The 11937-nt window shown below is 66.3% G+C and carries 11 protein-coding genes; 4 read left to right on the forward strand and 7 right to left on the reverse strand.

Features of this window, described 5'->3' with window-relative positions:
* Positions 1-9: 9 nt before the first annotated feature.
* Both crtB and ACTTAG_RS14175 read right to left on the reverse strand, forming a co-directional pair.
* Positions 10-1035 carry a 15-cis-phytoene synthase gene (gene crtB, locus ACTTAG_RS14170; protein WP_444462876.1) on the reverse strand — a complete coding sequence of 342 codons (1026 nt, stop codon included), beginning with the start codon at positions 1033-1035 and terminating at the stop codon, positions 10-12.
* Positions 1032-2645, reverse strand: a complete 1614-nt coding sequence (locus tag ACTTAG_RS14175) for a phytoene desaturase (protein ID WP_444462877.1) — start codon at positions 2643-2645, stop codon at positions 1032-1034. The genes crtB and ACTTAG_RS14175 overlap by 4 nt, the downstream gene beginning before the upstream one ends.
* A gap of 157 nt (positions 2646-2802) precedes the next feature.
* On the opposite strand from ACTTAG_RS14175, the gene crtA reads away from it, so the two are divergent.
* From crtA to bchO, 4 genes are read left to right on the forward strand one after another with little or no spacing between them, the layout of a single operon-like run.
* Positions 2803-3528 (forward strand): spheroidene monooxygenase, encoded by a 726-nt coding sequence (gene crtA / locus ACTTAG_RS14180; RefSeq protein WP_444462878.1) that lies wholly within the window; start codon positions 2803-2805, stop codon positions 3526-3528.
* Complete coding sequence (bchI, locus tag ACTTAG_RS14185; RefSeq protein ID WP_444462879.1) at positions 3525-4577, forward strand: magnesium chelatase ATPase subunit I; 1053 nt, start codon at positions 3525-3527, stop codon at positions 4575-4577. The genes crtA and bchI overlap by 4 nt, the downstream gene beginning before the upstream one ends.
* Position 4578: 1 nt before the next feature.
* Positions 4579-6267, forward strand: a complete 1689-nt coding sequence (locus ACTTAG_RS14190; RefSeq protein WP_444462880.1) for a magnesium chelatase subunit D — start codon at positions 4579-4581, stop codon at positions 6265-6267.
* Positions 6268-6269: 2 nt separating this feature from the next.
* The gene (gene bchO / locus ACTTAG_RS14195) at positions 6270-7124 is read left to right on the forward strand and encodes an alpha/beta fold hydrolase BchO (RefSeq protein ID WP_444462881.1); all 855 of its coding nucleotides are present in this window, start codon (positions 6270-6272) and stop codon (positions 7122-7124) included.
* A 216-nt stretch (positions 7125-7340) separates the two neighbouring features.
* Here bchO and idi read toward each other — a convergent pair whose 3' ends face one another.
* The 5 genes from idi to bchJ are packed head-to-tail and all read right to left on the reverse strand — an operon-like array spanning position 7341 to position 11935.
* Positions 7341-7871 carry an isopentenyl-diphosphate Delta-isomerase gene (gene idi, locus ACTTAG_RS14200; RefSeq protein WP_444462882.1) on the reverse strand — a complete coding sequence of 177 codons (531 nt, stop codon included), beginning with the start codon at positions 7869-7871 and terminating at the stop codon, positions 7341-7343.
* 2 nt (positions 7872-7873) lie between these two features.
* The gene (locus tag ACTTAG_RS14205) at positions 7874-9049 is read right to left on the reverse strand and encodes a geranylgeranyl diphosphate reductase (protein ID WP_444462883.1); all 1176 of its coding nucleotides are present in this window, start codon (positions 9047-9049) and stop codon (positions 7874-7876) included.
* 1 nt (position 9050) lies between these two features.
* Positions 9051-10337, reverse strand: coding sequence for a BCD family MFS transporter (locus ACTTAG_RS14210; RefSeq protein WP_444462884.1), 1287 nt, complete (start codon positions 10335-10337; stop codon positions 9051-9053).
* Positions 10334-11248 (reverse strand): chlorophyll synthase ChlG, encoded by a 915-nt coding sequence (chlG, locus tag ACTTAG_RS14215; RefSeq protein WP_444462885.1) that lies wholly within the window; start codon positions 11246-11248, stop codon positions 10334-10336. Before chlG ends, ACTTAG_RS14210 begins: the two co-directional genes overlap by 4 nt.
* Before the next feature lie 45 nt (positions 11249-11293).
* Positions 11294-11935: a bacteriochlorophyll 4-vinyl reductase gene (bchJ, locus tag ACTTAG_RS14220; protein ID WP_013066414.1), complete on the reverse strand. Its 642-nt coding sequence runs from the start codon at positions 11933-11935 to the stop codon at positions 11294-11296.
* Positions 11936-11937: the final 2 nt, after the last annotated feature.

Genomic DNA, 11937 nt, shown 5'->3' on the forward strand with positions numbered 1-11937 from the left:
TTGGCCCCGTTACGACGCCCGATCGACCAGCAGCCCGCGATCGCGCGCCTTGAGCGCCATCAGCGCCGAAATCAGCACCTCCGAGCGTTCGGGATGCAGGTTGCGATGCGCGGCGGCATCGACCAGATAGGCCACCTCGGGCTCGGGTTTCGCATGCACCCGCGGCGAGACCGGCAGCACCGAAAAGGCGGTCGCCGACAGCGCCGAATTCGCCAGAAGCCACATCTTGCGGCCCTTGGTCGTGTGGGCGCGCTGGCTGATGTTGTCGTATTTCGCCTTCGCCACCTCGACGCCGATCGCGGCATAGATCTTGCCCGCGGCCATGATCCCGGCCCGGCAGTCAAAGGGCAAAAGCCGCACCCCGGTCGCCGCGCGCCAGTAAAGCCGGTCGGCGCGGTTCAGCAGCCGTTCGGTCACCCGGCGGATGCCGCGGGTCGGCTGCGGATCGCGCAGGAAGTCATGCGGGTCGACGCCCTCTTCGCGCATCCAGTCGGTCGGCAGGAAAAGCCGCCCGGCCCGGGCATCCTCGCCGACGTCGCGGGCGATGTTCGACATCTGCATGGCAAGGCCCAGATCGCAGGCCCGCGCCAGCGCATCGGGGTTGCGCACCCGCATCAGCACGCACATCATCGCGCCGACGGCCGCCGCCACCCGCGCCGAATAGGCCTGCACGTCGGAGAGCGAGTGATACCACCGCCCCTCGGCATCCCAGGCGAGACCCTCCAGCAGCGCCTCGGGCAATTCCCGCGGCATCTCGAATTCCTCGACCACCGCCGCAAAGGCGCGGTCGCAAGGGGTGTTGCGCGGACGGCCGGAATAGATGTCCTCCAGCCGGTCGCCCAGTTTGCATACCGCCGCCGCCTTGTCGCGGTGGCCGACCTCGTCCACCTCGTCATCAGCGATCCGGCAAAAGGCGTAAAGCGCCAGCGCGGGGTCTCTCACCCGCGCCGGCAGAACCTTGGACGCCGCATGGAAGGAGTAGCTGCCGGTGCGGATCAGCTCCCGGCAGATCTCCATATCCTCGGTCGAGATCATTGCGCCGCCTTGGACCGGGAGGTCCGGGCCTTGGAACTCGCCGCCTTTGCCGCAGGCGCCGCCGCGGTCTGCGCGGGGGCCTGTGCCGGGGTGTCGGGCTTGGGCGCATCGGGGATCATCTGCGCGACAAGCTCGCCCGAGCCGATGACCGAGGGCACACCGGCGCCCGGATGGGTGCCCGCGCCGACCAGATAAAGCCCGTCCACCTCTTCCGAGGCATTGTGCGGGCGGAACCAGGCCGATTGCAGGATCCGCGGCTCAAGCGAGAAGCCCGCGCCCAGGGGCGACAGGTAACGGTCGCGGAAGGTTTCCGGGGTGAACACCACTTCTTCGGTGATCTTCTCGGCAACGCCGGGCAGCAGCCGTTCCTCGATCACTTTCAACACCTTGGCCTTGTATTTCTCGGCCTCCACGCTCCAGTCCACGCCATTGTCGAAGCCCAGGTTCGGCACCGGCGAAAGGACATAGAAGGTGTCGTCGCCTTTCGGCGCCGCGGTCGGATCGGTGACCGAGGGACGGTGGACATAAAGGCTCATGTCCTCGGCCAGCTCGCCCTTGATGAAGATGTCCTGCACATGTTCCTTGTAGCGCGGCCCGACGACGACGGTGTGGTGCCCCACATCCTTCCACATCTTGGCCGTGCCCTTGGTGCCGAAATACCAGACGAAGAGCCCCATCGACCAACGTTTCTTGTCCAGCTTCTCGTCGGTCCAGCGCCAGCGGTCGCGGTTGCGCAGAAGACGCTTGTAGGTGTGGCCCGCATCGGCGTTCGAGACAACGACCTGCGCCGGAAGCTCGGTGCCATCGACCAGACGGATGCCGGTGGCCTTGCCCTCGCGCGAGACCAGGATCTCGTCGACCTCGGTATTCATCCGCATCTCGCCGCCCTGATCGGTGATGACCTTGGCCATGGCATCGGCAATCGCCTGCACGCCGCCGATCGCGTAATGGACGCCGAATTTCTTCTCGAGCTGGCTGACGAGGATATACATCGACGTCACATGGAAGGGGTCGCCGCCGATGAAGAGCGGGTGGAACGACAGCGCGAAGCGCAGATGGTCATCCTTCACCATCTTCTTCGCATGGGCATAGACCGAACGGTCGGCGCGCAGCCAGCCGAAGGTCGGCAGAACCTTGATCAGGTCCCACAGCTTGCTCATCGGCTTGCGGCCGAGATTTTCGTAGCCGAATTCATAGCGGGCCTTGGCGTCCCACATGAAATGGCGGAAGCCCTCGACATCGCCGGGGCTGATCCGCGCCACCTCGGCCTTGACCTTGGCGTCATCGCCATAGGCGGTGTATTTCTCGCCATCGGGGAAGTCGATGGTGTAGAAAGGCTCCATCGGGACAAGGCTCACATCCTTGTCGAAATCGCGCCCGCAATCGGCCCAAAGCTCGCGCAGGCGATCAGGCACGGTGACGATGGTCGGCCCAAGGTCGAATCGATGCCCGCCCTTGGTGATCGAAGACCCACGCCCGCCGGGCCGATCCAGACGATCGACGACCGTCACCTTGTAACCTTTCGCGCCAAGCCGCATCGCTGCAGCAAGACCGCCAAGGCCGGCACCGATGACAACGGCGCGACCCATACCTTCTGTGTTCTTGGACATGGTCTCTTCGGTAGTTTTTGGTTGCATTGGGGGGATGATAGGTCGTCAATTCCGATTTACAACTGTCGACGCTGTCTCGCGACAAAACGTCTGAGGCCTTCCATTACAAGGGACCCAGATGTAAATATCCCGTTACACATCACAGGGGAGGACGTAGATGCCTGTCGCCTCACTCAGCCTGTTCCGTTTTGACGGCACAAGCTCGCTGCCCTGGGTCATCAGCCAGATGATCCTGTCCCGCCGCCCCCTGAATGACGAGCCGCGGGTGAAGTTCTACAAACTGTGCGGATCGGGCACCGGCGAGGGCTTCACGCCGAAGCCGAACTGGCGCGTCTGGGCGATCATGGCGGCTTTCGACACCGAGGCCGACGCCCGCGACGTGACGCGAAACCACCCGGTCTGGAAGCGCTGGCGGGCGCATGCGGCGGAAACGCTGGTGCTGCATCTGCAGCCGCTTTCCGCGCGCGGCACCTGGGGCGGCGTCAATCCGTTCCTGCCGGAACAGGTGGCCGAGCCAAGCCCGGACGAGCCCGTGGTGGCGCTGACCCGCGCCGCGATCAAGCCGCACAAGGCCAATGCCTTCTGGTCGCGCGTGCCGAAGATTTCCGAAAAAGTCGGCGAGGATCAGAACCTGATGTTCAAGATCGGGATCGGGGAAATTCCCCTTTTCCATCAAGTGACTTTCTCGATCTGGCCGGATGTGGCAAAGATGAACGCGTTTGCCCGCGGCGACACGCCGCATGGCAAGGCGATCCGCGCTGCGCGTGAAGAAGGTTGGTTCACCGAAGAACTCTATGCCCGGTTCCGTCTGCTTGGGACCGAGGGAAGCTGGATGGGCAAGGACCCGCTCGCCAGCAAAGTCTTGGAAAGGGAAACTGCATGACTACCGCCGTCGCTCGACTTCAACCCTCTGCTTCGGGCGCGAAGACGAGACCCGTCTTTCCCTTTTCTGCCATCGTCGGTCAGGAAGACATGAAACTGGCGCTGCTGTTGACCGCGGTCGATCCCGGCATCGGCGGCGTTCTGGTCTTTGGCGACCGCGGCACCGGCAAATCGACCGCCGTGCGCGCGCTGGCGGCCCTGCTGCCCGAAATCGAGGCGGTCGCGGGCTGCCCGGTGTCCTCGCCTTCGGTCGAGATGATCCCCGATTGGGCCACCGTGCTCTCGACCGACATCGTGCGCAAGCCGACCCCGGTGGTCGATCTGCCGCTGGGTGTGTCGGAAGACCGTGTGGTCGGGGCGCTGGATATCGAACGCGCGATCTCGAAAGGGGAAAAGGCGTTTGAACCGGGCCTGCTGGCGCGGGCAAACCGCGGCTATCTCTACATCGACGAATGCAACCTCTTGGAAGATCACATCGTCGACCTGCTTCTGGACGTCGCCCAATCGGGCGAGAACGTGGTGGAACGCGATGGTCTCTCGATCCGTCACCCGGCCCGTTTCGTTCTGGTCGGCTCGGGCAACCCCGAAGAAGGCGACTTGCGTCCGCAGCTTCTGGACCGTTTCGGTCTTTCGGTCGAGGTTCTGTCTCCCCGCGACGTCGAAACCCGGGTCGAGGTGATCCGTCGCCGCGACACCTATGACGCCGATCCGAAGGCCTTCCTTGAAGAATGGCGGCCGAAGGACATGGACATCCGCGCCCAGATCCTTGCGGCGCGCGAACGTCTGCCGAAGGTCGAGGCGCCGAACACCGCGCTTTATGACTGCGCCGCGCTCTGCATCGCGCTGGGATCGGACGGTCTGCGCGGGGAACTGACGCTGCTGCGCTCGGCCCGTGCCTTGGCCGCGCTGGAAGGCGCCGAGGCGGTCGGTCGTGATCACCTGAAGCGGGTGGCGACGATGGCGCTCTCGCACCGTCTGCGCCGCGATCCCCTTGATGAAGCTGGCTCGACGGCCCGCGTGGCCCGGACGGTCGAAGAAACGTTGCCGTAACATGGACCACGAACGCCTGAAGTCGGCCCTTGCGGTGCTGACGGTCGACCCCGCCGCGGTCGGCGGATTGTGGCTGCGCTCGCGCGCCGGTCCCATTCGGCTGGCCTTCACCGACACGCTGGCCAAGCTGCCCTTCCCGATGGCGCTGCGCCGTCTGCCGCCGAATGTGGACGATGGCGCGCTTTATGGCGGGCTTGACGTGGCCGAGACGCTGCATTCCGGCAAACCCGTCCTGAAGGGCGGGATGCTGGACCGGCCGAGCGTCTTCATCCTGCCGATGGCGGAACGCTGCACGGCGAAACTGGGCGCGCGGCTGGCGCAGGCGCTGGATCTGCGCCAGCACGCGCTGATCGCGCTCGATGAGGCCGCCGAACCGGACGAGGCCTTGCCGCATGCGGTGGCCGATCGGCTTGGGCTCTTCGTCGATCTGTCCGAGGTGCGCTCGATCGACGGGCCGGGGCTCTTGCCCGACACCGCGCAGATCGAACGGGCGCGCGAGCTGCTGCCGCAGGTGCAGATGCCCGCGGAACGGGTGGGCGAGATTGTCGAGGGCTGTCGGCAACTGGGCATTTCCAGCCTGCGCGCGCCGATGCTGGCGCTGACGGCGGCACGGATCCTGACCGCTTTGGCAGGCCGGACGACGGTCGAGGCCGAGGACGTGCTGAAGGCGGCGGAACTGACGCTGGCGCATCGGGCGCTGCCGCTGCAAGACGCGCCGCCGCCCCCTCCCCCGCCGCCGCCGGAACCGCCGGAGCCGAACGAGGGCGAAAACCAGCAGGATGAGCAGGATCAGATCGACCCGCTGGACGGCATTCCGCCCGAAATCGTGGTCGAGGCCGTTCGCGCGATGCTGCCCGACAACATCTTGCAAACGCTGAACATGGGCAGCCGGTTGCGCGCCGCTTCGGGTGGTCAGGGCGCCGGGCAAGAGCAAATCGGCAACCGCCGCGGTCGCCCCCTGCCCTCGCGCAAGGGCAAGCTGGAAGATGACGCCAAGATCGACCTTGTGGCCACCTTGCGCTCGGCCGCGCCGTGGCAGGGGTTGCGGCGCCGTCAGGCGCCCGCGGGCACGGAACGGGTGCTGCTGGTGGAATCGTCTGACATCCACATCAAGCGGCGCAAGGAAATGTCCGACCGCGTGCTGATCTTTGCCGTCGATGCCTCGGGCTCGGCGGCGGTGGCGCGGCTCTCGGAGGCCAAGGGCGCGGTCGAATTGCTGCTGGGCCGGGCCTATGCGGCGCGCGACCATGTTTCCTTGATCACCTTCCGCGGCACGGCGGCACAGGTGCTGCTGCAACCGTCCCGCTCGCTGACGCAGACGAAGCGGCAGCTGCAGGGCCTTCCGGGCGGGGGCGGCACGCCGCTGGCCAGCGGGATGGAAATGGCGATGGCGACGGCGAAACAGGCGCGAAGCCGCGGCATGACGCCGACGATTGCGCTTTTGACCGACGGGCGGGGCAATATCGCACTTGATGGCACGGCGAACCGGGAACTGGCGGGGGAACAGGCGACCAAGGTCGCCCGCGCAATCCGCGCCAGCGGCATGCCCGCGGTGATCATCGACACGGCGATGCGGCCCAATCCGGCGCTGGTCGAGCTTGCCCGCACCATGGACGCCCATTACATTGCCCTGCCAAGGGCGACGGCCCACAAGATGGCCGACGTTCTGGGAGCGGCTCTGGAGGCGTAACGATGGACCCACGCGCGTTGCCGGCGAACTGGCCCTATCGGTCGGCCGCAGCGCGCCACAGGGTCGGGCCCATCGACTGGTGGGTGATCGACACCGGCCCTGCTGACGGGCCGGTGTTGCTTTTGCTGCATGGGCTTGGCGCCTCGGGGCACAGTTTCCGGCGCATGATCCCGGGGCTTTCGGCGCGCTATCGGGTGATCGTGCCGGATCTGCCGGGGCATGGCTGTTCGCGGTCCACCGCGCGCAACCGCTTTGGCCTGAAACCGATGGCCGAGGATATCTGGAAGCTCTGCCAGCATCTGGGCGTGATGCCTGCCGCGGTGATCGGCCATTCCGCGGGCGGCGCCATCGCGTTGCAACTGGCGCTCGACACGCCGGTGCCGCGGGTGGTGGGGATCAATGCTGCGCTCGATCATTTCGAGGGCGTCGCGGGAGTGATCTTCCCGATGATGGCGCGGGGTCTGGCCGCCCTGCCCTTCACCGCGCCCCTGGTGACGCGGTTCGGGGCGTCCCGGCAAAGGATCAGCCAGCTTCTCGACATGACCGGCTCGGTGATCGACGCCGCGGGCAAGGCGCAATATACGGCGCTGATCCAGACCCCCGAGCATGTGGATGGCGGGCTGCGGATGATGGCGCAATGGGAATTGGGGCCGCTCATCGGCGCCCTGCCCCGGATCGCCAAGCCGGTGTTCCTGATCGCGGGAACGGGGGACCGGGCGGTGCCCGCCCATGTCTCGGCCGATGCGGCGCGGTTCCTGCCGATGGCGACGCTACGGCGGATCGACGGCGGGCATCTGATCCACGAGGTTGCGGCAGACGGGCTCTCGGAGATGATTCTGGACTGGCTCGAGGGGTGAGATTTCGCCTCGGGCAGGCCCGAGGCGACCCGCGGGGGGCTCCGCCCCCCCACCCCCCGAAGAACAGGTGCGTATTTTTCCAAGGAAAAGACGGGGTGGCTACGGCAGAACCCCTTCAGAGGGAAGTCCATTTGTTTTATCTTGCCCCAAATATCCCGGGGGTCCGGGGGCGGAGCCCCCGGCGGGTCGCCCGGAGCGCAAGCCCCGGGCGAAATATCAGGCCGTAACCGGCGGAAAGATCATGTCGCGGTGTTGCTCGATATAGATCTTCAGCCAGGGCGTGAAGCGTTCGGGATTGGCGTGGATCTCCGAGCGCAGCGCGTCGATGCGCACCCATTCGGTATCGGCCACTTCCTCGGGATCGGGTTGCGGCTCGATCCCCTCGGGCGCTTCGGCGGTGAAGACCTCCACCACCTCATGCTCGATCATGCCGTTGTTCACATCGGCGCGGTATTCAAGCTGCCCCATGTGGCGCAGCTTCAGCCCGACGATGCCCAGCTCCTGCCCAAGACGGCGGGTGGCGCAGGTGGCCGCATCCTCGCCCCAATAGGGATGGGTGCAGCAGGTGTTCGCCCAAAGCCCCGGCGTGTGATATTTCGACAGCGCGCGTTGCTGCAAAAGCACCTTGTTGCCGCGCGTCACGAAAACCGAAATCGCCAGATGCCGAAGACCCTTGCGGTGGGCCTCCAGCTTCTCGACGGGTTGCAGCACGCCCTCGACCCAGGCGGGGATCATTTCCTCGGCCATGGTCAGGTCCACTGCGGCGGCACGAGGCCCGACAGATGCGCCAGATTCTTGAAGCCGATCTTCAGGTTCTTCATCGGCTGGAACTTGGTCATCTTCTTGTTCATGTAGCTCTCGAACGTCATGCGCTGCACATCGACGTCATGGCAGAGCGACACGAAGCGCTCGCGGCGGTCGTCGCTGTGATAATACTTGTCCTGCATCATCCGCAGCACCTTGAAGACCGTGCCGTGCTCTTTCATGAAGCCCGCCCGCGCCAGCTTCAGATCGGCGGGCTTGCCCGATTTCAGGAAGGCCATCGCGGCCTCGGCGGCGTAGCGGCCACCGGCATGGGCGTAATAGATCCCCTCGCCCGAGGAGGGCGCCACGACGCCCGCGGCATCGCCCGAAAGCACCACATCCTTGCCGTTGTCCCAGACATCGAGCGGCTGCAGCGGGATCGGCGCCCCTTCCTTGCGGATCGTCTCTTCCTTGTCGAGGCCGGACATCTGCCGCAGCAGCGCGGTGCAGTCCTTCAGGCTGACGTCGGGCAGTTCCGTCCCCATGCCGATGGACGCAGTCTTGCCATGCGGGAAGACCCAGCCGTAGAAATCGGGGCTGATCCGGCCGTCATAATAGACGTCGCAGCGCGTCGGGTCGTAATTCGCCACCGTGGTCGGCGCCTTGATGATCTCGTGATAGGCGAAGACGAGCGGGATCTTCGTCGCGGGGACTTCGTTGCGCACCTGCGAATTCGCCCCGTCAGCGCCGATCACCACCCGGGTCTCGGCCTTCATTTCCTCGCCCGTGACCTTGTCGCGCCAGACGACGACGGTCTTGCCGCTGTCGCGTTCAATGCGCAGCCAGGTGCCGGTGAGCCGCTCGGCCCCGGCCTTGCCCGCGCGTTCGCGCAGCCATTCGTCATAGTCCTCGCGGTCGACCATGCCGACGAAGCCGTTCTCGATCGGGATATCGACGAAGCGGCCCGTGGGCGAGATCATCCGCGCCGAGGTGATCTTGGCCACCAGCAGATGATCGGGAATGTCGAAATCGCGGATCAGCCGCGGCGGGATCGCGCCGCCGCAGGGCTTGATGCGCCCTGCGCGGTCGAGCAGAGCCACCTTGAGACCCGCGCGGGCCATATCCCATGCCGCCGTCGATCCCGCAGGACCGCCCCCGACAACGAAAGCATCATATTGCATCTCATTCACCCGCCATGACCGTGGGAACCCGTGCCGCGCCCCGTGCGGCGACCACTCCGGTCGCCATCATGGCCGCGACGATGAAAAGGAGCGCCTGCGCCCCGAAAACCAGCCCGAATGCCGTGGCATCGGGCAGAACCAGCCGCATCAGATCGGCCGCGCCCGCGCCCAGCAGACCGCCAAAGCCCGCCGCGATCGCCTGCGCCGCGCCCCAAAGGCCCATCCGCGTGCCCTCGCGCGAAGACCGCCCCTCGCCCGCCAGCGCCATCATCGCGCCGATCGCGGCGACGGCGAAAATGCCGTTGAAGAAGCCAAGCCCGATCACCGCCGGGATCAACGCCGCACCCGGCAGATGGCCGAGCACGACGATTGCGGCAAGCGCGGCCGAGGAGCCAAGGCAGCCGGTCACCACCCAGCCGCGCAAGGAGCCGATCTTCAGACCCGAAAGCGCGATGCCCACCGTCAGCATGCCAAAGAACACGCCGCCGTTCTGCATCCCCGAGAGCTTCGTCGTTTCCCCGGCGGTGAAGCCGAAAACCAGCCCAGCATAGGGTTCCAGGATCAGCTCCTGCAGGAAATAGGCGGTCATCGACAGGAACAGGAAAAAGGTGAAGGCGCGGGCCTGCGGTTCGGCCCAGATCTCGCGCAAGCCTTCCAGCAGCCGCGGCGGCGTGTCGGCGGGGACCGGATGGTCGAGCCGCCGTTCAATCCCCCAGACGGCGAGCGTCGTCACCACCACCGCGCCAAGGGTGACGATGCCGACAATCCACAAGAGCCGCGCGGGCGAATAGGGGTCGAGGAAATGGCCGACCGTGCCCGCGGTGACGGCAATGCCGAAGATCATCAAAAGCCAGGTGATCGTGGCGGCGGCGGCGCGGCGGCGCGGCTCGGTCGCCGAGGCGAGCAGAGCCAGAAGCGACGTGCCCGAGGCGCCGACACCGAAACCGATCAGCACATAGGCGAAGATCGACAAGAGCAGCGCCTGCCCCCAGGCGAGCGGGAAGAGCACCACGGCCACGGCGGCCAGAAAGGCGCCAAGCGCCAAAACCGCCATGCCCAGGATGACGAAAAAGGTGCGGTTGCCCTTGGTGTCGGAGCGCAGCCCCCAGGCGGGCCGGGCGATCTGCAGCCCGTAATGCAGCGCCACCAGCGCGCCCGGCAGCACCGCGGGCAGCGCCAGTTCCACCACCATAAGCCGGTTCAGCGTCGAGGTGGTCAGCACCACCACCGCGCCGATGCACAGCTGCACCAGCCCCAGCCGGAAAATCTGGAGCCAGCCCAGCGTCATACCGTGAAGCCCCGGATCGCGAAGGCGGTGATCATCATCCCCGAGACATACATCACCACGCCGGTGCCGTTATACCAGGGCGCCTTGCCCTCGGGGTCGCGCATCCAGACCGACATCGCCCAGAACTGCCCGAAGAGCAGGACCAGAACGGCGGTGGCATGGTAGGGTTTCGAGAAGAGATAGAGCATGGTGATGACGAGCGCCTGCGCCAGACCCATCACCGTGCAGGCGATCTTGGCCGCGACCTCGGGACCGTAGACGGCGGGCAGCGACTTGATGCCCAGCTTGCGGTCGCCCTCGATCGCCTTGAAATCATTGATCGTCATGATGCCATGCGCGCCAAGCGCGTAAAGCGTCGCCATCATCACGATGGGAAAGCCCGGCGCGCTGTCGGCGGTGGCCAGCAGCACGGCGGCGCCGGTGATCCAAGGCAGGCCTTCATAGGCCAGACCCACCAGACCCGGCCCCCACCAGCCCGAGCGTTTCAGCCGGATCGGTTCGACCGAATAGGCCCAGGCGGCAGCAACGCCCAGAAGCGTCGCGACAAAGCCCCATGTGCCCAGCTGCCAGCCGACAACCAGCGACAGAAGCGACATCGCAATGGCGATATAAAGCCCCCACATCCCCGGAATGCGCCCCGAGGGGATCGGCCGGTGCGGTTCGTTGATCGCGTCGACATGGCGGTCGCACCAGTCATTCGCCGCCTGGCTCATGCCGCAGACGATCGGACCGGCCAGAACGATGCCCAGCACGACGACGCCCTTGTTGTCCCAGATCGGCACGTTCGACGACACCGCACCGCACAGATAGGCCCACATCGGCGGGAACCAGGTCACCGGCTTGATCAGTTCCAGCATCGCCCGCGGTTCGGGGATGCTGCGGCGGCTGGGCGAAAGGTCTTGGGCGCTCATGGGGTCAGGTCACCGGAAGTTGCGGGGCAAGGGCCCGAAGGGGCCTCAGCCGGAATGGACAGAGCTGGGCATAGCCGTTTTCTTGCCCTTCGGATGCAGGACAAAAAGGCACGGGCCCCCGCTGACCGAGGCGCAGGAGATTTCCTCCACCGTCACCTCGGGCCAGACAAGCGTGCCGAAAAGCCGCTCGAACACCGCCGCATGCCAGAAGCACGAGGGGCGTTCGGCGGCGTCGGCGCGCAGCGGGTTGTCGTCGATGCGGAAGGTCAGCGGGCGGAAGCTTTCGACCCGAAACCGCCCCGACCCCACGAAGGTCCAGGCGTGTTTGGTGATCGCCGCCGCCAGAAGGCGTGCGCCCAGAAACCCGGGCAGCACGCGGATGATCGCCTTGGCAAAGCCGGGGATCCGGTTCGCCAGGATATAGTCGCCGGTGGCCAGCCCCGAGAGCCACAACAGGCCCTCGGCGGCTTCGCCCTGATCGACGCGCAGCGCCTGATGCACGGCGCGGCACTGGCTTTCCGGCAGCATGCCCGAGTCAGGCGGCGGGACGGGCACGCCCGCCAGCCGCATCACCCGGTCACGCTCGGCACGGCCAAGGTGGCGGTCGAGCACGCCGATCGTTTGCAAGATGGCATTCGGCCCGATCCGGGGCTCGTCATCTTGCGGCGCAGGCGCGGCACCGCTCATGG

It is taken from the genome of Rhodobacter capsulatus, assembly GCF_052363185.1.
In the GTDB taxonomy this organism is placed as follows: Bacteria; Pseudomonadota; Alphaproteobacteria; order Rhodobacterales; family Rhodobacteraceae; genus Rhodobacter; species Rhodobacter capsulatus_E.